Here is a 23,417-nt window from a genome sequence, read left to right on the forward strand (position 1 = left end):
GGCCGAAATCCTAGCAGAGCCTGTGTTTCAAGGCTTGCGTTACCTGCTACACAGGATGTCAAGAAAGACTCATTAGCCGTTGGTCGAGTGGGGGCCGGCGGCAAAGCATGCTTGGATGCCCTGGATAAAAAGAACAAAGACTGGAGTAACGCATCATGAAGACCCTGAGGTCGATGTCGATCAGCCGCCGTCTGTGGCTGATCCTGCTGGTGGCCGTGGCCATGCTGCTGGTGTTGGGCCTGCTGATGCTGCGCCAGCTCCACGGCGACCTGTACCAGGCCAAGGCCGAAAAGACCCGCCATGTGGTGCAGACCGCCGCCGGCATCCTGACGTATTACCAGGGCCTGGAGGCCGCCGGCACGCTCACCCGCGAAGCCGCGCAGCAGCAAGCCCTGCAAGTGGTGCGCGGGCTGCGCTACGACCAGAACGACTACTTCTGGATCAACGACCTGCAACCGAAGATGGTCATGCACCCGGCCAACCCCAAGCTCGATGGCCAGGACCTCTCGGCCATCCGCGACCCGGATGGCTTTGCCGTGTTCAACGAGATGGTCGCCCTGGCCCGCAGCCAGGGTGCGGGGCCGGTCGACTATCGCTGGCCCAAGCCCGGCGCCAGCGACCCGGTGGAGAAAACCTCCTACATCCAGCTGTTCAAACCCTGGGGGTGGATCATCGGCTCGGGCGTTTACGTCGACGACGTGCAGGCCGAGTTCGCCCGCCAACTGCGCGACGCCTCGCTGGTCGGCCTGGGCATCGCCCTGCTGATGGCCCTGCTGGTGATGCTGATCGCCCGCAGCATCGCCCGCCCGCTGCAGGAGGCGGTACAAGCCATGGGCACCATCGCCAGTGGCGAAAGCGACCTGACCCGGCGCCTGGACACCCATGGCCGTGATGAAATCACCCTTCTGGGCGAACACTTCAACCGTTTCAACGGCAAGCTGCAGGGGGTGGTCGGCCAGTTGCAGGGCGCTGCCCATCACTTGGCCGAATCTGCCGGCCATGTCGGCGACAACGCAGGCGCCGCCCAGGCCCGCAGTACCCAGCAATCGCTGCAGATGGACCAGGTGGCCACCGCGATCAACGAGGTTTCCTACGCCGTGCATGACGTGGCCAAGCACGCCGAACAGGCCTCCAGCGAGATGCGCAACGCCCAGACCCAGGTCGGCCATGGCCAGCAGGCGATCCACGGCAGCCTGCAGCAGATCGACCGGCTTTCGGCAACCATCGAGCAAGCGGTGCAGGTGATCCGTGAACTGGCCAGTCACAGCACCAAGATCGGTGGCGTGCTCGAGGTAATCCGCTCGATCGCCGAGCAGACCAACCTGCTCGCCCTCAACGCCGCCATCGAGGCCGCCCGCGCCGGCGAGCAGGGCCGCGGCTTCGCCGTGGTCGCCGACGAGGTGCGTCTGCTGGCGCAGCGCACCGCTCAGTCGACCGCCGAGATCCAGACCATGATCGAGCACCTGCAGGGTCAGTCCGAGGCCGCAGTGCGGGCCATCGACACCAGCAGCGAAGCCTCGCGCCAGACGGTCGAGCAGGCTCGCGAGGCCGGTAGCAGCCTCGATGCCATCAGCCAGGCGCTGGGCAACCTCGGTGCGCTCAATGCCTCGATCGCCAGCGCCACCCTGCAGCAGTCCCACGTAGTCGAGGAGATCAACCGCAACGTCACCGAAACCGCCGACCTGTCGCAACAGACCGCCGAGGCCGCGCGCCAGTCCAGCGACGCCGGAGTAGCCCTGGCGCGGCTGAGCGAGGACCTGGAGCAACTGCTGCGCCAGTTCAGGGTTTAGTGGCGGCAAGCGACAAGCTGCAAGCGGCAAGAAAGAGCGCCCCAGCAGTGTCCCCGCCACTGCAGCTTGCTGCTTGCCGCTCGAAACTTGTAGCATCCCGCCCTTTCCCCGCCCAAGGATCGCCGATGTCCGGCCTCGAACTCTTCGCCGCCGCGCTCGGCGTCATCGCCGTCTGGCTCACCGTCAAGCAGAACCCCTGGTGCTGGCCGATCGGTTTGGTGATGGTGGTGCTGTACAGCTGGATCTTCTACGAGGTGAAGCTGTACTCGGACATGCTCCTGCAGTTGGTCTACGCGGTGCTGCAGCTGTACGGCTGGTGGCAGTGGACCCGACCTGACCGTATCGAGGATGCCCGCCAGGTGACCCGCCTGGCCCCTGCGCCGATGCTCAAGGGCCTGGCGGCCGGCCTGCTGGCCAGCTTGCTGCTGGGCGCGGGCATGGCGCACTGGACCGACGCCGCCCAGCCCTGGCTGGACGCCGCCCTCACCGGCTTCAGCCTGGTGGCGCAGCTGTGGATGGCGCAGAAGCGCCTGCAATGCTGGGCGTTGTGGGTAGTCGTGGACGTGATCTTCGTCGGCCTGTTCCTGTACAAGGGTCTGTACCTCACCGCCGCGCTCTACGCCCTGTTCACCCTGATCGCCGTGCGCGGCTGGCTGGAGTGGCGCCGCGACCCGGCGCTGGCAACGGTATGAAAGTGCTGGTGCTGTGTGGCCCGGAGTCCAGCGGCAAGAGCTGGTTGAGCGGCGAAATCCAGGCGCATTTCGGTGGCATGCTGGTCGGCGAGTACGTCCGCCATTTCATGGAGCGCGAACAACGCGACACCTGCTATGCCGACATCCCCACCATCGCCCGCGGCCAGCTGGCCTGGGAAGATCAAGGCCGAGAGCAAGCACCGGCACTGCTGATTCTCGATACCCACCTGCTCAGCAACATCCTCTGGAGCCGGGCACTGTTCGGTGACTGCCCCGCCTGGATCGAAGAAGCGCTGACGGCGCGCCATTACGACCTGCACCTGCTGCTGCGCCCTGAGGGCGTCGAATGGGTCGGTGACGGGCAACGCTGCCAGCCCCGCCTTGAGGAGCGCCAGGCGTTCTTTGACGACAGCCTGGCCTGGTTGCAACGCCATCAACAGAACGTGCAGGTCATCGACGGAGACTGGCCACAGCGCAGCGTCACGGTACTGGGCGCGGTGCAACGCTTGCTTGACGGAAAATGCCCGGCCATCCCCACTGAATGTTAAACCGCTGATACACATCGACTGGCCTTAGTCCCCGGATTTGCGCGTATTGCCGCAGATTCGGGGGCAGTGTCACATCGCTGATACACCGCCGTCGCCTCCCCTTCGAAGCCCGATAATACGGGCTTCGCCCCCTCCCTGGCCCGGGATCTGTCTCAGCACTGATACACCAACTCTCTGACGCACGAGCGCTTCCCACACAAGCTCCTGATTCTCAAGCAATAACAAAAACCGGCACAGCTTCTGCTCTCCTTCTGGCAACGCGGCCCCTGGCCCAAACGCCGAAGAAGGAATTGCCATCGTGGGGAAACCAGAAAAAGGCAAGATCTGTCACCTCCTGCTGCTTGGTTGCGCTTTGGGATCCAGCTTCAGCCTGCCCGCCCAGGCAGACAACGGCATCGTCGTCATCACCCGCGAAGTGCAGACGCGCAGCGCGATACGCGCCCCCATGATGCCCGACCCCAATCCGGTCACTGTCAACACCAACCCGTCCGCGCACATCCTCAGGCAGACCAGTGAGCTGAGCGACGGCGACTTCGCCGGCATCACCAGCGGCGCCGGGATCAACTCGCTGATCACCCAGCAGACCAACACCATCGGCAGCAACATCGGCAACCAGACCCAGTTGCCCAACATCGCCGGCGGACGTGGCTCGGGCTCGGGCGGCAACGGCATCGCCAACATGGTCAACTCCAACGTCCAGCAAGGCCTGGGCGCGTTGAAAGTGCTCGGCGGAGGCCAATGACATGAGGCATTCGCTGCTGATCCTGGCCACGCTGTGCAGTGCTTCGGCCTTCGCCCAATCCCCCGTGATCAACAATGCCACCATCGACAGTTCCGGCGCGCAATACCAAGGCAACCTGGGCGTCAACCAGGCAGCCGGCGACCAACAGCAACAGGTCAACGCCCGGGCCATCGCCATCGGCCACGACGCCAACGCCAGCACCCAGATCCGCCAGCGCCTGCGCACCCATGTCGACCCTGCGCTGGACGCCCAGTCCAGCATCCAGGGCACGGCCTTCAGTCATGGCAACGGCATCCTCGGGGTCAACCAGAGCGCCGGCGCCAGCAACCAACAAGCCAACGCACTGCGCATCAGCGTCAGTGCCCAACCGCAAAGCATCGACGACAGCGTCCTTCTGCAACAGAACGTGGCGCTGGTCAACAGCTCGGATCCAACTGCCCAGACACCCGGCCATCGCCAGGTCAGCACCAGCGACCAGGCATTCACCGGTAGCCGTGGCGTGGTGCAGTTGAATCAGAGTGCCGGGGTGGGAAACCGAACGGCCAACACCCTGAGCATCCGGGTCGCGGATTGACCCAAACAGGTAACAACAACACTTAACCTAAAATAAAGTACGGAGAACCACCATGAAACCCTCGATGGCACTCAAGCCTCTGGTTTTCGCAATTGCTGCGATCATGGCTGTGGCTGTACAAGCTGGGCAGAATGATCGGCGTGGCAACGACCATCACAATGGTCATCACAACAACGGTCATCACACCCCTCCTCCTACCAAGATCCCGGTGTATGCAACCGCCAATGCCTGGGACAAGCAAAGCAGCACCAACAACCGCATCAGCAATGAAGGCACCGTGAACGAAGCCGAAATGAGCAGCTCGGCTTCCGGCACCAGCGGCAACGTCGGTGTCAACGTGGCCGCCGGCGCCGGCAACCAGCAGGACAACGCCGCCGCCATCGCCAACGCCGGTGCCGACTCGAGCCTGGATAACACCTTCGTGTTCGGCTCCGCCTCGGCCACCGCCGATGTGCGTCAGTACAGCAACAACAACAAGGTCAACAACTACGGCGTCACCAACTCCGGCATCATGAGCGGCTCGGGCAACAACGGCAGCGGCAACATGGGCATCAACATTGCCGGTGGCGACCTGAACCAACAGAAAAACACCATGGCCATTGCCAACTCCAATGCGCCACTGGGTAATGCCACCGCCACCGCCTCCGCCGACCAGAACGGCCCAGGCCTGGTCGTGAACAACAACGCCGACCGCACCTTCCGGGTCGATACGCTGACCTTCACCACCACGAAAAGTGGCAGCGCCTCGTACGACAAGAACTCCAGCTTCAGCAAGGAAGGCAGCTCCTCGTCGAGCTGGGAGGCCGCCGGTGCCAACAGCTGGAGCGCCAGTGGCTCGAAGAGCTCGGACGCCAGTGGTTCGCGTAGCCATGAGTCGAGCTCCTCGGCCAGTGGTTCTCTGAACGCTTCGCTGGATGCCTCGGCAAGTGGCAGCGTGACCCACACCCAGGACTTCGGCCGCCACGAGCGCAGCCGCACCGATTCGTTCGATGCGTCGCTGAGCGCCTCGATCGACGCCTCGTATGACAAGTCGCGCGACAAGTCTTCCAGCTCTTCGTTCGAGAAGTCCTACGACTCTTCGTTCGAGAAGGCCTACGACTCTTCGTTCGAAAAATCGGGTAGCAAAGCCTCCGAGTACGCCAAATCCGGCTCGAAGAGCTACAGCGAGTCCAGCTCGTACGACCTGAGCAACACCGTGTCCTTCCAGGTGCTGACTCCTACCGGCTGGGCTAACCCTGTGACCAACACCGCCACCCTGAGTGGCTCGGTGAATGGCGGCAGCGGCAACCTCGGTGTCAACGTGGCAGCCGGTGTGGGCAACCAGCAAAGCAACTCGCTGGCCATCTCCAACACCTCGTTCTGACAGCTGTGACCTTGAGGCCCCCTTCGGGGGGCCTTTTCCTCAACAGGATCGGGGGACAAGACCATGCGTATGATCGCCTTGGCGTTTTTGCTGTGCATGGCCAGTTACAGCGAAGCGGCGCAGATGCCGCTTTCGGTTTTGCCGGGGGGCGCGGTGATCTACAAGCCCATCCAGAGCATCCGCGAGCGCAAATTCGCCGACCTGGTGCAACAGAAGACCGACTTCAGTTGCGGCGCCGCAGCGCTGGCAACCATCCTGCGCCAAGCCTACTGGTTGGACGTGGACGAACACACGATCATCGAGGGCATGCTGGCCCACGCCGACCAGGACCTGGTCAAGGTCCAGGGCTTCTCCATGCTCGACATGAAGCGCTATGTGGAAAGCCTCGGCATGCGTGCCCGCGGCTACCGGGTCGCAGCCGACACCCTGACCAGCGTGCGCATTCCCGTGGTGGTGCTGATGGACATCCGTGGCTACAAGCACTTCGTGGTCCTGCAACGGGTCGACAAGGGCTGGGTCTACATCGGCGACCCGGTACTCGGCCACAAACGCTACAAGGTCGAAGACTTTCTCAAGGGCTGGAACGGCATCATCTTCGCCGTGATCGGCCAGGGCTACGACAAGACCAACGCCTTGCTCGACCCGCCCCTGCCGCTGAGTGCCAAGGACCGCATCAATTCCTTCACCCCGGTCAAGGATGCCGAACTGATGGACTTCGGCTTCATCCGCAGCGACTTCTTCTAATGATAATCGAGCGCGACGCGTCGGGAGCATCCCATGAAGACTCCAGCCTGGCTTACCCTGATCTGCCTGGCCACCGCCCTGCCCATCCAGGCAGAGACGTTCAAACCCATTGAACTGAAGGATCAGGAGTTGGCCAACCTGCGCGGTCGCTATGTGCTGCCGGGGCGGATCGTCAGCTTCGGCGTGGTCATGAGCAGCACCTGGCAGAACGCCAATGGCGATGTCATCGGCGCGAAGACCTCGATGCAGGTGCAGCAGTCGACCATCAAGCCGCAGTTCTACGTGTCCATGATCGACGAGAAAGGCAGTGGTTCGTCCAGTTCCAAGGGCACCGGCACCGTCACCGGTGGCGGTGGCCTGGACACCACCGTCGGCGTCACCCAGGTGGTGCGCGCGGCCGGTGACAACAACATGGCCAACAACAACGTCGACATCAACGTCACCAAGGCCAACCAGGCCCCCGAGGCGCCACAGCAAGGCCAGGTGCTGGCTGCGGGCTCGACATTGGTCGGCAGCAATGCCGCAGGCTCCCTGAGCGTCTCCGCGAGCGGTACCGGCGTGCAAATGAACGTCGTGGCCAGCAACAACCAGGGCAGCACCCTGCAGCAGATCGCCCAGGGCGGGCTGATGCAGAACGCCACGTTGCTCGGCAGCGGCAACCAGGTCAGCAACCTCACTTCGCTCAACGTCGTGTTGCGCGACAATGTCCCTGCCGCCGCGCTGAACGGCAATCTTGACCAGCTCAAAGGTCTTCGCGCCCTCGGATACTGATCTACGCTCAGTCTCATCGTATGTAGTCAGAAGGGACGGCTAACCCATGCAACGATCGTTGACGTTCAGAGCTGTAATCTGTTTGAGTACATTGGCCCCTGCGACAATGCTTAACGCGGCTCCGGACCCTCAGGTCGAGGCACTGAAGCAGGAATTACGCGAACTGAAGCAACGCTACGAAGCCCAGCAGAATGCCCTGATGGTGCTTGAGCAGCGTGTGCGCCAGGTCGAGGAAACCCCGGCAGCCCCGCCGCCCAAGCGCCTGACCAAATCCCCCTCGTCACCGGCCAAAGGCGCACAGACCGTGGCATCCGGCGCACCGGGCAGCACTGGCAGCTCCTACGGCCAGTCGCTCAAGGACGATTCGGAACCCGCGCAAAGCGTTTCCAACCTGTATGACGAGGCCAGTGGCTTCTTCGGTGGCGGCAAGTTCAGCGTCGAGACCGGCATCACCTACACCCACTACGATACCCGCGCCCTGACGCTCAACGGTTTCCTCGCCCTGGACTCGATCTTCCTCGGCAACATCAACCTGGACCGGATCAAGGCCGACAACTGGACCTTGGACCTGACTGCCCGCTACAACATGGATCAACGCTGGCAGTTCGATATAAACGTACCTATCGTTTATCGCGAATCGACCTATTCCTCCGGCGGCGCCGGCGGTGCCGGCCCGGTCACCTCCGATGCGTCGGTCACCCGCGACCCGGCCATCGGCGACGTCAACGTTGGCGTGGCCTACAAATTCCTCGACGAATCGGAGAACTGGCCCGACGCGGTGTTCACCCTGCGGGTCAAGGCGCCCACCGGCAAGGACCCCTATGGCATCAAGCTGGTCGAGGACCCGACCAACAACAACCTGTCGGTGCCGGAGAGCCTGCCGACCGGCAACGGCGTCTGGGCGATCACGCCGGGCATTTCGCTGGTCAAGACCTTCGACCCGGCGGTGCTGTTCGCCAGCCTGTCGTATACCTACAACATGCAGGATTCGTTCAGCGATATCAGCCCCCAGGTCAACAGCAAGGTCAAGGGGGACGTGAAACTGGGCGACTCCTGGCAGATCGGCGGCGGTATCGCCTTTGCCCTCAACGAACGCATGAGCATGTCGTTCTCGGTCACCGACCAGTTCGCCAGCAAGAGCAAGATCAAGCCGGACGGCGGCGACTGGCAGTCGATCACCAACAGCGACTACAACGCCGCCAACTTCAACATCGGCCTGACCTTCGCCGCCACCGACAACCTGACCATCGTGCCCAACCTGTCCATCGGCCTTACCGAGGACTCGCCGGACTTCTCGTTCAGCCTGAAATTCCCCTATTACTTCTGACCCTTCCGCCGGGCCCGATCCAGGGCCCGGGATTTGGTTACCGGTTTTGTAGCGACCGACTTTCCCGGCATCGGCCTGTTATCATCGCGCACAGTTTTGTGACGATTTAATGGCATTAAGGAAAGTTTCGTGAACAACCTGCTCGGTCACCCTCGCGCCCGCCTTGCCACGCTGGCAATCCTGGTGCTGGTGATTCCGCTGACCGCGCGTGCCCTGCTGGGCTGGTCCAACCCCTTCGGCTACCTGTCCGACCTGGCCATCGGCAGCCTGCTGTTGCTGCTCGGGCAGCGTCGCGCCTGGTGGCTGGCCCTGCCGCTGCTGCTGGCCTGGGGCGGCCTGTGGGTGGCCTCCGCCGAGCTGGTCAGTGCCGTCGGCCGGCTGCCCACGGTCGACGACCTGGCCTATCTGGTCGACCCGCAGTTCATGGAGAACTCCACCGCCGGCGCCCTGGCCCATCCCTGGCTGCCCGCCCTGTTGGCCGCCGGCCTTGGCGGCTGGCTGGCGAGCGTATGGCGCTCACCTGTCGGCGCGCCATTGCCACGACGCCTCTGGGCCGTGCCCGTGGTGCTGTTCGGCCTGCACTGGGGCGGCCAGCAGTTGACCCCCTCCGATGCCGACCAATGGCGCCAGTACGGTCTCACCCACCAGGCGCTGTCGGCGGCGGTGGGCAAACTCCAGCACCAGGCCCTGAGTGGCATGGGCCAGGCGCCAACGGTTACGGCGCTGTCCAGCGCCGGCCTGACCCAGTCCGACCTCAATGGCGTCAAACTGCTGGATGCGCCAGGCAAGGCGCGCAACCTGCTGATCATCACCGTCGAGGGCATCCCCGGCGCCTACCTGCGCCCCAACCGCGAGGCACTGGGCAGTCGCTTCGAGCAGGACCTGATGCCGCGGCTCAGCCAGTGGGCCGAGCGCGGCATGAACACCCCCGACTATGTTCTGCACACCCACCAGACCATTCGCGGTCTCTACGCGATGCTCTGCGGCGACTACGACAAGCTGGCCAACGGCACGCCCAAGGGCGTCGAGCTGCTGACCCAGCAGCAACGCAACCAGGCCTGCCTGCCGGCCCAGCTGCGCGAGGCCGGTTTCGCCACCCATTATCTGCAGGGCGCCGGCCTGCGCTTCATGGCCAAGGACCGGATCATGCCGCACATCGGTTTCGACTCGGTGCATGGCCTGGAGTGGTTCGCCAACGACAACTACCTGGAGTTCCCCTGGGGCAAGGACGACCGCGCCTTCTTCGAAGGCGCGCTCGACTACGTCGGTGAGCTGCGCAAGCAACCTCAGCCGTGGATGCTCACCCTGCTCACGGTTGGCACCCACCAGCCCTATTCGGCGCCTGACGCCTACCTGCAACGCTTCGATACGCCAAAGCAGGCCGCGGTGGCCTACCTCGACGATGCCTTGGGCGGCTTCCTCGACAGCCTCGAGAAACAGGGCGTGCTGGAAGATACCCTGGTGATCGTCACCTCGGACGAATCCCATGGCATCGATGGCGTGCGCCTGGCCTCGGCCTGGGGCTTCAACCTTACGTTGGCGCCGGAACAGGCCCAACTGCCCAGGCTCAAGCAGGGCACCTACGGCCATATCGACCTGAGCACTTCCCTGCTCGACTACTTCGCCCTGCCGATCCCGGCAGCCCTGGGCGGACGTTCGCTGTACCGCGATTACGACAACGGCCGCGAGATGATCTCCTTCACCAATGGCATGCTGCGCTACCATGACGGCCAGGGCACCCTCAACGAATGCGACTTCCAGCAACGCTGCCGACGCTATGCCAGCAGCGGGTTCATTGCCGACCAGGCCAAATTCCTCGGCCGTGGCGACGACAGCCTCGGTCCGCAGCTCAATCTGCTGGCAGCGAGCCTTGATCAGTCGCTGCTGCAGACCCCGCTCAACCTGCGCTACCAGTTCGGCGGGCCATCACCCATCGCCCTGGCCGAGCGGATCAAGGATGACTGGGCGGACAACCTGATCGGCGCGCAGTACCTGGAAATGCCTGAGGGCTCCCGCACCCGCGTACGCTTGAAGGTACGGGCGCTGGATCCCCGGCATGCGGCGTACATCCGCCTCAAGGCCAAGGAACTGGAGCAGGACGTGCAGCTCGGGCTGCCTGAAGAGATGCGGGTGACGGCCGACGAACCGCTGGAAATGGAGTTCGACTTCGACAACCCTACCGTCCGCAAGGCGTTTTCCTTCCATTTGCTGGGGTATGGCGGTGGCGAGGTGGAGGTCAGTGACTTCAGCGTGATCACTGCACTGCCGGATGAGCCGGAGACGGTGGAGGAACTGGCGGATGGGCATCTTGCCCAGTCGAGTTGAGGGATGGTTGTAACGGTCATCCCTTCAAGGATTTTGCATTTATTGCCGGGGTCGCTTTGCGACCCTTTCGCGGCACAAGGCCGCTCCTACAGAGGACCGCGCCCCCTGTAGGAGCGGCCTTGTGCCGCGAAGAGGGCTGCAAAGCAGCCCCTGGCGTCAACGAATCTGATGCTTGTGCAACAACCGATAAAACGTCGGCCGCGAGACCCCCAGCACCTTGGCCGCGATGCTCAGGTTGTCGCTGTGCCGGTTCAGCACATCGCACAGCGCCTGACGCTCGGCCCGGTGCTTGTAGTCCTCCAGCGTGCCCAATGGCTGGTCCTGCTCCTGCAACTCCTGCAGGCCCAGGTCCTGCGCTTCAATCTGCCGCCCCTCGGCCAGCACCAGGCCGCGCCGTACCCGGTTGGCCAGTTCCCGGACATTGCCCGGCCAATCGTGGCGCCCCATGGCCGCAAGGGCGCCGTCGCTGAACGAACGCGGGCGCCGGCCGGTCTCGGCGCTGTAGAACTGGGAAAAATGACTGGCCAGCATCGACAGGTCGCCATGCCGGTCACGTAGCGGCGCGGTCATCACCTGCAGGACATTGAGCCGGTAGTACAGGTCCTCGCGAAAGCGCGCCAGCGCGATGGCCTTCTCCAGGTCCACATGGGTAGCCGCCAGAACCCTGACGTCCACCGCGATAGGCTGATTCCCCCCTACCCGCTCGATGTGCTTCTCCTGGAGAAAGCGCAGCAGGTTGGCCTGCAGCTCCAGCGGCAGGTCACCGATCTCGTCGAGAAACAGGGTGCCGCCATTGGCCGCCTCGATACGCCCCACCTTGCGCTGGTGCGCACCGGTGAACGCGCCTTTTTCATGACCGAACAGCTCGGACTGGATCAGGTGCTCGGGGATGGCGCCGCAGTTGATGGCGATGAACGGCTTGTCGCGCCGTTGCGATTGCCGATGCAGGGTACGCGCCACCAACTCTTTACCCGTGCCGCTTTCGCCACGGATCAGCACCGGCGATTCGGTTGGCGCCAACTTGCCCAGCAACTTGCGCAACTCGCGGATCGGCCGGCTCTCACCCAGCAGTTCATGCTCGGGCTCATCCACCCGTACCGCGCCCTTGCCGCGCAGCCGCGCCATGCCGAAGGCGCGGCCCAGGGTAACCTGCACTCGCGAGACATCGAACGGCAGGGTGTGGAAGTCGAAAAACCACTCGCAGACGAAATCGCCGACATTCTGCAGGCGCAGCTCTTCGGCGCTGAGCACGGCGATCCATTCGGTATTGCTGCGCTTGATCAGGTCCTTGAGCGCTTCGGGGTGCAGCAGGTGCGAGGCCTGCAGGCGTACCAGGCCGACGTCGCAGGGCTGCTCCATTGCCGCCTCGAGCGTGCTACTTCGCACATCCCAGCCGACACTGCGCAGGCCCGGTAAAAGGCGGTGGCAATCATCGCAGGGGTCGACAATCAGCAAGCGGCGTAGGGATGCGGTATCGAGCATGACCTTTCCTTGGCGCCAGATTTAGGTTTTTTAACTATAAACAGACAGTTGCGACGCCCGAATTAACAGTAGCAATGAACTTGACGCCCCCCACTACCGTTGGTCAGCCCGCCTTGATCCACGCATACGCCTCCGGGAATTTTCCAACTCAATTGCCGTCTTAGGTGCGCTGGGCAGGCAGGAAAACATCATCGATATAAAAAAATTTCAACGGCCATGTGACTTGAACCCTGATCTGGAGCATCAGTACAAATAACCCCGCGCTGTACACTTTTGTGGAATAACACCGCGGCACCTTATTTCGCTGTTTGGGACCATGAGAGAGACCGAACCATGAACGCCCCGCTCCGTGTCAACGAAGCACTGCTGATCGCCGACCACGCCTTCGAACCCTTCCAGTGCGTAGCCTGGGATGCACCCAACGGTACTGGTGAACTGAGCCTGGCAGTGATCGACCGGACCAGCACCCGTATCGGCAGCAAACAAGTGTCCTCGCGCGTCTATTCCGACCCCGCGCAATGGGCCAGCCTGATCGAGGAAGTGCGCGCCGAACTATCCGGCAAAGGTTACGACCTGCAACCCTGGTCAATGCCGAAGTAAAAGAGCACTGTGCCGCCAGTGCGTGGTTGCCACGCACTTGTGCAAGTTTCCCCACTTTCGGGGATAACTTTTTCTATTGCGACATCCTGTCGCAGTTACATCCTTATTTGACCACCGCGAACTGCTCGATATGCCGATAGTCGGCCTGCAGTTGTTCGGCAAGTTGACGTGCCCGGCCCACGCGCACCGCCGCTGTTTCCATATCCACCAGCAACGTCACGCAAGGTAGTGGCTGCAACACAGGGCCCTGTTGCAGGCGACCATCGGTCAACACCAGGCAGCGCTGGGTTTCATGGGGAAGGCGCTTGCTCCGGGCCAGCAACCACTGACGCGCCTCTTCCAGTGCCGCCGACAACGGTGTACCGCCGCCCGCCCCCAGCGCCTGCAACCAGGGCTGCAAGGCCGCCGAGGCTTTCAGGCCGTGACGTTGCCATTGCGGACGGTTGCCACTGGCTGTCAGCAAGGCCAGGCGTGCGCGCTGACGGTAGGCCTCATCGAACAACCCGGCCAACAGGCCCTTGGCCTGGGCCAGCGCCTGATTGCGCCGGGTCGAAGCCGACGCATCGACGATCACCAGCCACAGTTCCGGCGCCTGTGCCTGGCGCCGCTGCCAACACAAGTCGCGGCGCTGGCGTGGCCGCCCTTTGAGCAAGGTTGCCAGCCAGGCGATGCGCCCGCTATCGCTGGTGCGCGGGCGGCCTCGGGAAGTCCCCGTCAAATGACCGACGCGAGGCCTGGCATCCGCCACCCGATCATGGGGCGAACGGATGCTCAGGGCTTTTTTGCCCAGTTCGGCACCTCGCGCCGAGCTCCCGTGACCACCGGCTGGGCAGGCAATGCCCCCCAGTCACCCTGGCCGCCCGGTGCCTCCTGCGCACTCGCCTGCCCGCCCGCCGAAGTGGCCTGGGGTGGCGGTGCCTCGGTGCGGCGCCGATGGCGCAAGGCAAACTCGGCAACCGCCTGTACATCCACCTCCTCGATCACCGAATTACCCCGCCAGGCGGCGTGGGCCCGCGCCGCGCGCAGCCAGACCAGGTCGGCACGCAAACCGTCCACGCCGGCGGCGAAGCAGCGCTCGGTGATCCACGCCAGGGCCTGGTCGTCCAGGGCGATAGATACCAGGCGCTCACGGGCCGACCGGCAGCGTTCGCGCAACGCCGCCTGCTGCTCGGCCCATTGTTCGCAGAACGCCATTGGATCGCTGTCGAAAGCCAGCCGGCGACGAATGATCTGCTGACGCGCCTCCGGCGCCGGCAAACCTTCCAGGGCCACGTTGAGGCCAAAGCGGTCGAGCAGTTGCGGGCGCAGTTCGCCCTCCTCCGGGTTCATGGTGCCGATCAGCACGAAACGGGCCGCGTGCCGGTGGGAAATGCCGTCGCGCTCGATGCGGTTGGTGCCGCTGGCGGCCACGTCCAGCAGCAGGTCTACCAAGGGGTCGGGCAACAGATTGACCTCATCGACGTACAGCACGCCTCCGTCGGCATGGGCCAGCACGCCCGGTGAGAACCGCACTTGGCCCTGGCCGAGCGCGACATCCAGGTCGAGGGTGCCGACCAGGCGCTCCTCGGTGGCCCCCAGCGGCAGGGTCACGAACGGGCCGTCGCCAAGCAGATCGGCCAAGCCCCGGGCCAGGGTGCTCTTGGCCATGCCACGTGGGCCTTCGATCAGCACGCCGCCGATCTTCGGGTCGATGGCTGTCAGGCACAGGGCCAGCTTGAGGTCGTCGGCGCCAACCACGGCGGCCAGGGGGAATTGCACGGGTTCGCTCATGTTCAGCTGTCTTCCTCGCCGGCGAGCAACTGCTGCTCGAGGCTTTCACGATAGTCGCCCGGCTCCTGCCACAACCCGCGCTGCTGGGCTTCCAGCAGGCGCTCGGTGAGGTCACGCAGGGCTTCGGGGTTGTGCTCGCGCATGAAATCACGGGTGGCCGGGTCGAGCACATAGGCATCGGCCAGCCCTTGGTAATGATGATCGTCGATCAGGTGGGTGGTGGCGTCGAAGGCGAACAGGTTGTCGACCGTGGCCGCCAGCTCGAACGCACCTTTATAGCCATGGCGCTTGGCGCCGTCGATCCACTTGGGGTTGAGCGCCCGGGCACGGATCACCCGGTTGAGTTCTTCCTTGAGGGTGCGCACCCGCGGCCGGTCGGCCTGGCTATGGTCGCCGTGGTAGCTGGCCCGCGAGGTGCCGGCCAGGGTTTCGGCGGCCGCCAGCATGCCGCCCTGGAACTGGTAGTAGTCGTTGGAGTCGAGCAGGTCGTGCTCGTGGTTGTCCTGGTTCTGCAGCACCGCCTGTACCTGCGCCAGGCGCTGGGCGAACGCGGCGCGGGCCGGGGTGCCTTCGTCGGCGGCGCCATAGGCGTAGCCACCATGGTTGAGGTAGACCTCGGCCAGGTCGTCGCGGCTGTGCCAAAGGCGCCCGTCGATGGCGTTCTGCACACCGGCTCCGTAGGCGCCAGGCTTGGCGCCGAACACCCGCCAACCGGCCTGTCGCGCCGCCTGTTCGGGCTCGATGCCAGCGCCGAGCAGCGCTTCACGCTCGGCGCGCACCCGTGCGGCCAGTGGGTTCAGCTCGCCTGGCTCGTCCAGCGCCGCCACCGCCTGCACGGCGGCATCGAACAGGCGGATCAGGTTGCCGAAGGCGTCGCGGAAGAAGCCCGACACCCGCAGCGTCACGTCCACCCGTGGCCGGTCGAGCAGGCTCAGCGGCAGGATCTCGAAGTCATCGACCCGTTGGCTGCCGGTGGCCCACACCGGGCGCACGCCCATCAACGCCATGGCCTGGGCGATATCGTCGCCGCCGGTGCGCATGGTCGCCGTGCCCCACACCGACAGGCCCAGCTGGCGCAGGTGATCGCCATGGTCCTGCAAATGGCGTTCGAGGATCAGGTTGGCCGAGGCGAAGCCCAGGCGCCAGGCCGTGGCCGTGGGCAGGTTGCGTACATCGACGGTATAGAAGTTGCGCCCGGTGGGCAGCACGTCCAGCCGCCCGCGGCTGGGCGCGCCGCTGGGTCCGGCAGGGACGAAGCGCCCGGCCAGGGCCGCCAGCAGGCCATCGATCTCGGCAGCGCCGCAGGCATCCAGGTCGGGGGCGACCTGCTCGGCCAGCGTGCGCAGTACCGCGCGCACCGCGTCCCACCCTGCTTCGTCCGGCAGCGCGACAGCACCCTGCAGGGCCTGCTCGATCAGTGACAAAGCCAACAACTCCAGGCGCTCGCGGGTATCGCCGCAGGTTCGCCAGAGGCTGGCGTCGAGTTGTGCCAGCAGGTCCGGGCGTGCCCCGTTCCAGGTCTGCCCCAGATCACAATCCAGCGGATCGAAGCCCAGCCCCAATGCCCTGGCCAGTTCACGGATCAGGCTGGCGTTACCGCCCTTGCCATCGCCCCGTGCCACCCGCAGCAACGCCAGCAGCGTATCGCTGCGCAAACGCCCCTGCGGCGATCGGCCGAACACGTGCAGGCCGTCGCGGATCTGCGATTCCTTCAGGTCGCACAGGTAGGTGTCCAGCCGCGGCAGCCACACCGCCGCGTCCTCCATCTGCCCTTCGAGCTGCAGCTCGCGGTCGATATGATGGGTCTTGACCAGTTCAAGGATGTCCCGTTGCAGCTCGCGGGCGCGGCGCGGATCGAGCAACTGCGCCTCGTAGTATTCGTCGGCCAATTGCTCCAGGTGGCGCAGCGGGCCGTAGGTCTCGGCACGGGTCAGCGGCGGCATCAGGTGGTCGATGATCACCGCCTGGGTGCGGCGCTTGGCCTGGGCGCCCTCGCCCGGGTCGTTGACGATGAACGGGTAGATGTTGGGCAACGGGCCGAGCAAGGCATCCGGCCAGCACTCGGCGGACAGGCCCACGCCCTTGCCCGGCAGCCATTCCAGGTTGCCGTGCTTGCCCACATGGATCACCGCGTCGGCGGCATAGCCGTTGCGCAGCCAGAAGTGGAACGCCAGGTAGCCATGCGGTGGCACCAGGTCCGGGTCGTGGTACACCGCGCTGTGGTCCACCTGATAGCCCCGCGCCGGCTGTATGCCGACGAAGGTCAGGCCGTAGCGCAGGCCGGCGACCATCATGCGCCCACTGCGGAACATCGGATCCTGCTCGGGCGGCCCCCAGCGCTCCAGCACGGCGCGTTGGTTGGCCTCGGGCAAGGCGGCAAAGGCGCGCTGGTAGTCGGCCAGGGCCAGGCTCTGGGCGCAGGGGCGCTGGTCGAGGTGGTCAAGGTCGTTGGTAACCCCGCCGAGCAGTTGGTGAATCAGCTCGGTGCCGCTGTCGGGCAGCCCGGCCACCGGGTAATCCTGCGCTTGCAGGGCCCTGAGGATATTGAGCGCCGCGCCCGGCGTGTCCAGGCCGACGCCATTGCCGATGCGCCCGTCGCGGGTCGGGTAGTTGGCCAGCACCAGGGCCACGCGCTTTTCCTGGTTGTCCAGACGCGCCAGGGTCACCCAGCGCCGTGCCAGTTCGGCGACGAAGTCCATGCGCTCGGGATGGGCCCGGTAGCAGACCACATCGGCCTGGCTGCGCTCGCTGCGCCAGGCCAGGTCCTTGAAACTCACCGGCCGGGTGATGATGCGCCCGTCCAGTTCCGGCAAGGCGATGTGCATCGCCAGGTCGCGAGCGCCCAGGCCCTGTTCGCTCTGCTCCCAGCCAGGCTGGTTGTCCTGGGCGCAGATGGCCTGCAGCACCGGTACGTCACGGCGCAGCGGGCGCAGGTTGGGTTGCTCGGGGCTGGACAGGGCGAAACCTGTGGTGTTGATCACCACTTCGGCCTGCACCTCATCGAGCCAGGCCTCGACCTGGTCCAGGCAGGCGCGCTCCTTCAGGCTGGCCACGGCGATGGGCAATGGGTTCAGACCGCAGGCCTGCAGGCGCTGGCAGAACACATCGATGAACGCGGTGTTGGCCGCCTGCAGGTGCGAACGGTAGAACAGCAACGGCGCCACCGGATGCTCCGGGTTCCACTCGGCGTACCAGTCCTCGGGACAAGCCGTGCCCTTGGCTGGATGATAGACCGCCGTGCGCGGCAAGGGCTGTGGCTCGTCCCACGGGTAATCGCGCCCCAGCCACTGGCTGGCCAGGCAGTTGAACAGGTTCACCGCGTTGGCCTTGCCGCCCTGGCGCAGGAAGTGCCAGAGGCGTTCGGCCTGTTCGCCGCGAACCGTGCCCAGGTCGGTGAGCTCAGGGTCGGGGCGGTCGTCGCCGGGCACCAGGATCAGCTGTACCCCTCGCCCCGCCAGTTCGACCAGTTGCTCGACACCATAGCGCCAGTAACCGACACCGCCATGCAGTGATATCAGGATCACCTTGGCATGGCGCAGCACCTGGTCGATATACAAGTCGACCGAGGCGTGGTTCTGCACCTGCATCGGGTTGGCCAGGCGCACGCTGGGGAAATCCGCCGGCAACTGCTCGGCGGTTTCGGCGAGCAGCGCCAGGTGTGAATCGCCGCTGCAGAGGATCACCAGGTCGGCGGGGGTCTGGCCGAGATCGGCGATGCTGTCGTCCGGCACGAAGCCGCCGGGCTGGGTCCGCAGCAGGTGCATGGATCAGGCGCCCAGGGCCTGGCGCAGGCGCGCTTCCAGCTGCGCTGCGTCGAGATCCTGGCCGATCAGCACCAGGCGGGTGATCCGGGGCTCGTCGCTGCGCCAGGCACGGTCGAAATGCTTGTCGAAGCGGGTGCCCACACCCTGGATCAGCAGGCGCATCGGCTTGCCGGGGATGGCGGCGAAGCCCTTGGCGCGCAGGATGCCGAACTCGGTGACCAGCTGGGTCAGGGCATCGAGCAGCAGGCTCTCGTCGGCCTCGGGCAGGTCGATGGAGATCGAGTCGAAGGCGTCGTGGTCATGGTCGTCATGGTCATCGCCGTCGTGATGCGAGTCGTGATGGGTACGGCGACCGTCGATATGCGCCTCGGACTCGGCGCCCACGCCCAGCAACACTTCCAGCGGCAGGCGGCCGCTGCTGGCCTCGATCACCTTGACCGCCGGCGGCAGTTCCTCGGCCACCTCGGCACGGACCTTGGCCAGGCCCTCGGCGTCGATCAGGTCGGCTTTGTTCAGCACCACCAGATCGGCGCTGGCCAGCTGGTCGGCGAACAATTCATGGAGCGGCGACTCATGGTCGAGGTTCGGGTCGAGCTTGCGCTGGGCGTCGACCTGGTCCGGGTAGGCAGCGAAGGTGCCGGCGGCCACGGCCGGGCTGTCGACCACGGTGATCACCGCGTCGACGGTGCAGGCGTTGCGGATTTCCGGCCACTGGAAGGCCTGTACCAGCGGTTTGGGCAAGGCCAGGCCGCTGGTTTCGATAAGGATGTGGTCGAGGTCGCCGCGCCGGGCCACCAACTCGCGCATCACCGGGAAGAATTCTTCCTGCACGGTGCAGCACAGGCAACCGTTGGCCAGTTCGTAGACGCGGCCATTGGCCTCTTCCTCTGTGCAACCGATGCTGCACTGCTTGAGGATCTCGCCGTCGATGCCCAGCTCGCCGAATTCGTTGACGATCACCGCGATGCGGCGGCCCTGGGCGTTGTCGAGCATATGGCGCAGCAAGGTGGTCTTGCCTGAGCCGAGGAAGCCGGTGACGATGGTGACGGGAAGCTTGGCCAGTGTTTTCATGTCGCGATGCCCTTGGCAGCAATGGCGCGGGCATGCAGGACGACAGCCACGGCCATGCCGGCCTGGCGCGTTCGCCACCGGATCACCCCGCCCGGTTGAAAGTCGAAAACGTCACGAGGCAGGTCTCCTGGCTTGCACCGCTGCGGCTCGCTGGCCGGTGGGCCGGCGCCTTCCCGCGCGCCTGCGCAGTGGCTGTGCCGAACCCTTCAGTGCTTACAGTTGCGGGGGCAGCCGCGGCTTGTACCGCGTTCCCGTCTTAGCTCGGGCCAACGCCCGAGAACCTCGCAGCGGCAAGGCTACGCAGTGCCTGCCTGGCGGTCAACCGCCGCGGCGATTGACGCGGGCCCGGCCCCGTGATTTGCTAGCGCATTGCGTTCAGGTGCCCCCACGGGGGTGAAACGGGAAACCGGTGCGTCGCGTCTCCATTCCAGGAGCCGACAAGGCCGGTGCTGCCCCCGCAACGGTAAGCGAGAGAAGCGTCCGGACCACTGTGCCAGCCTCAAGGCATGGGAAGGTGACGCCATGGAAGGAGCCTTGCTCCACCTCGCGAGCCCGGAGACCGGCCTGACGTGCTCACAGTACACCCCGCGGTGGGCGGGCGTCGTCGTATCACTCGGGCCAGCCGTGCCCGGGGTCGTCGCGCATGCCCGTTGCCACAACAAAAGCAGCAGAGGAACGCGTCATGCCCATCACCAGCGCCAAACACAGTATCGCCACCCCCGTCAGCCTCAGCCAGCGACTGATCGTCGCGGTCGGCGCCAGCCTGCTGGGGCTGTGCCTGGTGTACTTCGCCGGTTTCTCGCACATCGAGGCGGTGCACAATGCCGCCCACGACACCCGCCACAGCGCCGCCTTCCCTTGCCACTGAGTAAATCCGCATGATTACGCGCATCGCCCGTACCGCGGGTTTCAGCGGCCTGCTCGCGGCCCTGTTGCTGACCCTGCTGCAAAGCTTCTGGGTCGCCCCACTGATTCTCCAGGCGGAAACCTACGAATCCACTGCCCCGGTCGCCGAACAGCATGAGCACGGCGACGCCGCAGCGCCCCATGAGCATGAACACAGTGCCGAGGCCTGGGCGCCGGAGGACGGCTGGCAGCGCGTGCTGTCCACTACTGGCGGCAACCTGGTGGTCGCCGTCGGTTTTGCCCTGATCCTGGTCGCCCTCTACAGCCTGCGCGAACCGAACCGCGTGGCCACCGGCGCACTGTGGGGCCTGGCCGGCTTCGCCGTGTTCTGCCTGGCACCGACCCTGGGCCTGCCACCGGAACTGCCCGGCACCGCCGCCGCCGACCTTGGCCAGCGCCAGACCTGGTGGATCGGCACCGCCGCAGCCACCGCCGCCGGCCTGGCGCTGCTGGTGTTCGCCCGGCACTGGTTGTTCAAGGTGCTTGGTGTGGCCCTGCTGGTGATCCCGCACCTGATCGGCGCGCCGCAACCCGCAGTGCATGAAAGCCTGGCGCCGGAAGCCCTCGAGACCCAGTTCAAGATCGCTTCCTGGCTGACCAACGCCGCGTTCTGGCTGGCCTTGGGCCTGCTCAGCGCGTGGCTTTACCGTCGTTCCAGCCAGGCCTGATGCGCGATCTGCCCGTGCAGCCGGCGGTGTTCGCCGGCTTTGGTTGCCGCCGTGGTTGCCCGGTCGAGACACTGGCGGTGCTGCTGCGCCAGACGCTCACCCGCCACGCCCTGCCCCTCTCGGCCCTGCGCGCCATTGCCAGCATCGAGCCCAAGGCTCGCGAACCCGGCCTGCTGGCATTGGCCGAGCGCCTCGGGCTGCCTTACATCTGCTTCGACGCCACGCACCTGACGGTCTTCGAGCCGCTGCTCAGCCATCGTTCGGCCACGGTGTACGCCCAGACCGGCTGCTGGGGCGTCGCCGAAAGCACCGCCCTGGCCCTGGCTGGTGAAAACGGCCGCCTGCACGTGCCCAGGCAGGTACTCGGCGGCGCTACCCTCGCCTTGGCGATCGGCGGATAATCCGCGCCATATTTCTGCAAGGAACCCCCATGACGGTTTATTTCATCGGTGCCGGACCCGGCGATCCGGAGCTGATCACGGTCAAGGGCCAGCGCCTGATCCGCCAGTGCCCGGTGATCATCTACGCAGGCTCCCTGGTCCCCGCCGCTGTACTGGAAGGTCACCAGGCGCACACCGTGATCAACAGTGCCGAACTCCACCTGGAACAGATCGTCGAGGTGATGCGCCAGGCCCACGCCAATGGCGAGGATGTGGCCCGCGTGCACAGCGGCGACCCCAGCCTGTACGGCGCCATCGGCGAACAGATCCGCCACTTGCGCGAACTGGGCATCGGCTACCAGATCGTCCCCGGCGTCACCGCCACCGCCGCCAGTGCCGCGCTGCTCGGTTGCGAGCTGACCTTGCCCGATGTGGCACAGACCGTGATTCTCACCCGCTTTGGCGACAGTTCGCCGATGCCGGCCGGTGAACAATTGGCCGACCTGGCCCGCCACGGCAGTACCCTGGCCATCCACTTGGGCGTGCGCCACCTGGCCCGCATCGTCGAGGAGCTGCTGCCACACTATGGTGTCGACTGCCCGATCGCGGTGGTCCATCGTGCCACCTGGCCGGACCAGGACTGGGTCAAGGGCACCCTGGCGGACATCGGCGAACGCGTGGCCGCCAAAGGCTTCCGACGCACCGCGCTGATCCTGGTCGGCCATGTGCTGGGCGACGCGCCGTTCGCCGACTCGGCCCTGTACCGCGCCGGTCATGCCCACCTCTATCGCCCAGGCTCGTGAAACGATTGCCGACCGGGGGCGCGGCGTAGCACACTGGATTTTCCAACTGGACGGAAACCAAGCCCATGCTCGAACTGCGCCCCAACTGCGAATGCTGCGACACCGACCTGCCCGCCAATAGCCCGGATGCACTGATCTGCTCGTTCGAATGCACCTTCTGCCGTGCCTGCAACGACCAGCACTTCCACAACCGCTGCCCGAACTGCGGCGGCCAGCTGGTGATCCGCCCCACCCGTGTCGGCAAGGTACTGGACAACAATCCCGCCTCGACACAACGTGTGCACAAGCCGCACGCACCCTGCGCCTGAACCTTCCTTGTAGGACTTTTCTACAGGTTGGTGCAGGTATTTCAACACACCTATACTCGCCTATTACCAAGGCTCCTGAATATCCGTAAGGTGCGCGCTGCCCAGCAAGTCCGCTGCCCAGCGCCTGTAATCGTAGGCTGGAAGCGCGCTGCACTTTGACAGGAGTTACCTGAATGACATCCGTGCTGTTGGTCGATGACCATCACATTGTTCGACTTGCCGTACGCATGCTGCTCGAACGTGAACGCTTCACCGTCGTGGGGGAAACCGGTAAAGGCAAGGAAGCCGCCCGTTTGGCCGAGCAGACCAAGGCGGATGTGGTCATCCTCGATATCGGCCTGCCGGACCTCGACGGCATGGAGGTGATCAAGCGCCTCAAGCTGATCGACCCGCCGCCGCGGATCATGGCCCTGACCGGCCAACCCGCCGACCTTTACGTGCGCCGCTGCATGGATGCCGGCATCTCGGCCTTCGTCAACAAGGACGAAGACCTCGACGCCCTGGTCTTCGCCCTCAAGGCCCTGGTCAAGGGTTACTCGACCTTCCCGCAGATGGCGGTCAACAGCAACACCCTGGAAAGCGAGACCGAGCGCCTGAGGCTACTGTCCAACCGGGAAGTGGAAGTGCTGCGCCGGCTCAGCGCCGGCCAGAGCAACAAACTGATCGGCGAGCAGATGAACCTCAGCGCCAAGACCATCAGCACCTACCGCGGCCGGATCATGGAGAAACTCAAGGTCGAGTCGCTGGTGGAAATGGTCGACCTGGCCAAACGCAACAACGTGGCCTGAG

Annotated in this window: 21 protein-coding genes, 2 pseudogenes and 2 riboswitches; of the genes and pseudogenes, 18 read left to right on the top strand and 5 right to left on the bottom strand. The window is 65.1% G+C overall.

The features are described from left to right. Window positions 1-245: 245 nt before the first annotated feature. The 11 genes and pseudogenes from PRtIB026_RS26690 to PRtIB026_RS16590 form a co-directional block, all read left to right on the top strand. Window positions 246-869, top strand: a pseudogene (locus PRtIB026_RS26690) (cache domain-containing protein); the annotation flags it as partial. Window positions 870-1,274: 405 nt separating this feature from the next. Then, window positions 1,275-1,790 (top strand): annotated as a pseudogene (locus PRtIB026_RS26695) (methyl-accepting chemotaxis protein); the annotation flags it as partial. 125 nt (window positions 1,791-1,915) lie between these two features. Continuing rightward, window positions 1,916-2,482: a nicotinamide riboside transporter PnuC gene (gene pnuC / locus PRtIB026_RS16550; RefSeq protein WP_203646398.1), complete on the top strand. Its 567-nt coding sequence runs from the start codon at window positions 1,916-1,918 to the stop codon at window positions 2,480-2,482. After that, a complete protein-coding gene (locus tag PRtIB026_RS16555; RefSeq protein WP_203646396.1) occupies window positions 2,479-3,030 on the top strand; it encodes an AAA family ATPase in 552 nt (183 codons plus the stop codon). The genes pnuC and PRtIB026_RS16555 overlap by 4 nt, the downstream gene beginning before the upstream one ends. A gap of 298 nt (window positions 3,031-3,328) precedes the next feature. Beyond that, on the top strand, window positions 3,329-3,772 hold the full coding sequence (locus tag PRtIB026_RS16560; RefSeq protein WP_203646393.1) for a hypothetical protein: 444 nt from the start codon (window positions 3,329-3,331) through the stop codon (window positions 3,770-3,772). 1 nt (window position 3,773) lies between these two features. Next, entirely contained in the window at window positions 3,774-4,346 is a 573-nt protein-coding gene (locus PRtIB026_RS16565) for an adhesin (RefSeq protein ID WP_203646392.1), read from the top strand. Window positions 4,347-4,398: 52 nt separating this feature from the next. Next, the gene (locus tag PRtIB026_RS16570; protein ID WP_203646391.1) at window positions 4,399-5,709 is read left to right on the top strand and encodes a heme utilization protein; all 1,311 of its coding nucleotides are present in this window, start codon (window positions 4,399-4,401) and stop codon (window positions 5,707-5,709) included. 63 nt (window positions 5,710-5,772) lie between these two features. After that, a complete protein-coding gene (locus PRtIB026_RS16575; protein ID WP_203646390.1) occupies window positions 5,773-6,453 on the top strand; it encodes a C39 family peptidase in 681 nt (226 codons plus the stop codon). A gap of 33 nt (window positions 6,454-6,486) precedes the next feature. Beyond that, a complete protein-coding gene (locus PRtIB026_RS16580) occupies window positions 6,487-7,224 on the top strand; it encodes a hypothetical protein (protein WP_203646389.1) in 738 nt (245 codons plus the stop codon). A 46-nt stretch (window positions 7,225-7,270) separates the two neighbouring features. Further along, a complete protein-coding gene (locus PRtIB026_RS16585; protein ID WP_203646387.1) occupies window positions 7,271-8,551 on the top strand; it encodes a hypothetical protein in 1,281 nt (426 codons plus the stop codon). Between the two features lie 129 nt (window positions 8,552-8,680). Further along, complete coding sequence (locus tag PRtIB026_RS16590; protein WP_203646385.1) at window positions 8,681-10,876, top strand: LTA synthase family protein; 2,196 nt, start codon at window positions 8,681-8,683, stop codon at window positions 10,874-10,876. 156 nt (window positions 10,877-11,032) lie between these two features. Here PRtIB026_RS16590 and PRtIB026_RS16595 read toward each other — a convergent pair whose 3' ends face one another. Beyond that, window positions 11,033-12,358, bottom strand: a complete 1,326-nt coding sequence (locus PRtIB026_RS16595; RefSeq protein WP_203646383.1) for a sigma-54 dependent transcriptional regulator — start codon at window positions 12,356-12,358, stop codon at window positions 11,033-11,035. A gap of 333 nt (window positions 12,359-12,691) precedes the next feature. On the opposite strand from PRtIB026_RS16595, the gene PRtIB026_RS16600 reads away from it, so the two are divergent. Further along, window positions 12,692-12,958, top strand: coding sequence for a hypothetical protein (locus PRtIB026_RS16600; RefSeq protein ID WP_028690802.1), 267 nt, complete (start codon window positions 12,692-12,694; stop codon window positions 12,956-12,958). Between the two features lie 103 nt (window positions 12,959-13,061). Here PRtIB026_RS16600 and PRtIB026_RS16605 read toward each other — a convergent pair whose 3' ends face one another. The 4 genes from PRtIB026_RS16605 to cobW are packed head-to-tail and all read right to left on the bottom strand — an operon-like array spanning window position 13,062 to window position 19,563. Next, entirely contained in the window at window positions 13,062-13,676 is a 615-nt protein-coding gene (locus PRtIB026_RS16605) for a vWA domain-containing protein (RefSeq protein ID WP_244670881.1), read from the bottom strand. Between the two features lie 53 nt (window positions 13,677-13,729). Then, window positions 13,730-14,728 carry an ATP-binding protein gene (locus PRtIB026_RS16610; RefSeq protein WP_203646378.1) on the bottom strand — a complete coding sequence of 333 codons (999 nt, stop codon included), beginning with the start codon at window positions 14,726-14,728 and terminating at the stop codon, window positions 13,730-13,732. 2 nt (window positions 14,729-14,730) lie between these two features. Further along, a complete protein-coding gene (gene cobN / locus PRtIB026_RS16615; protein ID WP_203646377.1) occupies window positions 14,731-18,492 on the bottom strand; it encodes a cobaltochelatase subunit CobN in 3,762 nt (1,253 codons plus the stop codon). 3 nt (window positions 18,493-18,495) lie between these two features. Continuing rightward, window positions 18,496-19,563, bottom strand: coding sequence for a cobalamin biosynthesis protein CobW (gene cobW, locus PRtIB026_RS16620; RefSeq protein ID WP_203646376.1), 1,068 nt, complete (start codon window positions 19,561-19,563; stop codon window positions 18,496-18,498). A gap of 99 nt (window positions 19,564-19,662) precedes the next feature. Next, window positions 19,663-19,863, bottom strand: a riboswitch (cobalamin riboswitch). Window positions 19,864-19,923: 60 nt separating this feature from the next. Continuing rightward, window positions 19,924-20,146: riboswitch (cobalamin riboswitch) on the top strand. Window positions 20,147-20,245: 99 nt separating this feature from the next. Between cobW and PRtIB026_RS16625 the strand changes: the two genes are divergently transcribed. The 6 genes from PRtIB026_RS16625 (at window position 20,246) to PRtIB026_RS16650 (ending at window position 23,416) form a co-directional block, all read left to right on the top strand. Next, on the top strand, window positions 20,246-20,431 hold the full coding sequence (locus PRtIB026_RS16625; protein ID WP_028690797.1) for a CbtB domain-containing protein: 186 nt from the start codon (window positions 20,246-20,248) through the stop codon (window positions 20,429-20,431). A 10-nt stretch (window positions 20,432-20,441) separates the two neighbouring features. Continuing rightward, complete coding sequence (locus PRtIB026_RS16630; protein WP_203646375.1) at window positions 20,442-21,137, top strand: CbtA family protein; 696 nt, start codon at window positions 20,442-20,444, stop codon at window positions 21,135-21,137. After that, window positions 21,137-21,538: a cobalamin biosynthesis protein gene (locus PRtIB026_RS16635; protein WP_203646374.1), complete on the top strand. Its 402-nt coding sequence runs from the start codon at window positions 21,137-21,139 to the stop codon at window positions 21,536-21,538. The genes PRtIB026_RS16630 and PRtIB026_RS16635 overlap by 1 nt, the downstream gene beginning before the upstream one ends. Window positions 21,539-21,567: 29 nt before the next feature. Then, window positions 21,568-22,320 carry a precorrin-4 C(11)-methyltransferase gene (gene cobM, locus PRtIB026_RS16640; protein WP_203646373.1) on the top strand — a complete coding sequence of 251 codons (753 nt, stop codon included), beginning with the start codon at window positions 21,568-21,570 and terminating at the stop codon, window positions 22,318-22,320. Between the two features lie 65 nt (window positions 22,321-22,385). Further along, complete coding sequence (locus PRtIB026_RS16645) at window positions 22,386-22,628, top strand: DUF1272 domain-containing protein (protein ID WP_203646372.1); 243 nt, start codon at window positions 22,386-22,388, stop codon at window positions 22,626-22,628. 173 nt (window positions 22,629-22,801) lie between these two features. Then, entirely contained in the window at window positions 22,802-23,416 is a 615-nt protein-coding gene (locus tag PRtIB026_RS16650) for a response regulator transcription factor (RefSeq protein WP_203646370.1), read from the top strand. Window position 23,417: the final 1 nt, after the last annotated feature.

The sequence above is a fragment of the Pseudomonas sp. RtIB026 genome (assembly GCF_016861355.2).
Classification (GTDB): domain Bacteria; phylum Pseudomonadota; class Gammaproteobacteria; order Pseudomonadales; family Pseudomonadaceae; genus Aquipseudomonas; species Aquipseudomonas peradeniyensis.

Excerpts from the sequence above, each read along its gene's own strand:
- PRtIB026_RS16635 (WP_203646374.1), top strand. The coding sequence starts at position 21,137 with ATGCGCGATCTGCCCGTGCAGCCGGCGGTGTTCGCCGGCTTTGGTTGC.
- PRtIB026_RS16630 (WP_203646375.1), top strand. The coding sequence starts at position 20,442 with ATGATTACGCGCATCGCCCGTACCGCGGGTTTCAGCGGCCTGCTCGCG.
- PRtIB026_RS16610 (WP_203646378.1), bottom strand. The coding sequence starts at position 14,728 with ATGAGCGAACCCGTGCAATTCCCCCTGGCCGCCGTGGTTGGCGCCGAC.
- cobM (WP_203646373.1), top strand. The coding sequence starts at position 21,568 with ATGACGGTTTATTTCATCGGTGCCGGACCCGGCGATCCGGAGCTGATC.
- PRtIB026_RS16595 (WP_203646383.1), bottom strand. The coding sequence starts at position 12,358 with ATGCTCGATACCGCATCCCTACGCCGCTTGCTGATTGTCGACCCCTGC.
- PRtIB026_RS16570 (WP_203646391.1), top strand. The coding sequence starts at position 4,399 with ATGAAACCCTCGATGGCACTCAAGCCTCTGGTTTTCGCAATTGCTGCG.
- cobW (WP_203646376.1), bottom strand. The coding sequence starts at position 19,563 with ATGAAAACACTGGCCAAGCTTCCCGTCACCATCGTCACCGGCTTCCTC.
- cobN (WP_203646377.1), bottom strand. The coding sequence starts at position 18,492 with ATGCACCTGCTGCGGACCCAGCCCGGCGGCTTCGTGCCGGACGACAGC.
- PRtIB026_RS16625 (WP_028690797.1), top strand. The coding sequence starts at position 20,246 with ATGCCCATCACCAGCGCCAAACACAGTATCGCCACCCCCGTCAGCCTC.
- PRtIB026_RS16565 (WP_203646392.1), top strand. The coding sequence starts at position 3,774 with ATGAGGCATTCGCTGCTGATCCTGGCCACGCTGTGCAGTGCTTCGGCC.
- PRtIB026_RS16580 (WP_203646389.1), top strand. The coding sequence starts at position 6,487 with ATGAAGACTCCAGCCTGGCTTACCCTGATCTGCCTGGCCACCGCCCTG.
- PRtIB026_RS16555 (WP_203646396.1), top strand. The coding sequence starts at position 2,479 with ATGAAAGTGCTGGTGCTGTGTGGCCCGGAGTCCAGCGGCAAGAGCTGG.
- PRtIB026_RS16600 (WP_028690802.1), top strand. The coding sequence starts at position 12,692 with ATGAACGCCCCGCTCCGTGTCAACGAAGCACTGCTGATCGCCGACCAC.
- PRtIB026_RS16645 (WP_203646372.1), top strand. The coding sequence starts at position 22,386 with ATGCTCGAACTGCGCCCCAACTGCGAATGCTGCGACACCGACCTGCCC.
- PRtIB026_RS16585 (WP_203646387.1), top strand. The coding sequence starts at position 7,271 with ATGCAACGATCGTTGACGTTCAGAGCTGTAATCTGTTTGAGTACATTG.
- PRtIB026_RS16575 (WP_203646390.1), top strand. The coding sequence starts at position 5,773 with ATGCGTATGATCGCCTTGGCGTTTTTGCTGTGCATGGCCAGTTACAGC.
- pnuC (WP_203646398.1), top strand. The coding sequence starts at position 1,916 with ATGTCCGGCCTCGAACTCTTCGCCGCCGCGCTCGGCGTCATCGCCGTC.
- PRtIB026_RS16650 (WP_203646370.1), top strand. The coding sequence starts at position 22,802 with ATGACATCCGTGCTGTTGGTCGATGACCATCACATTGTTCGACTTGCC.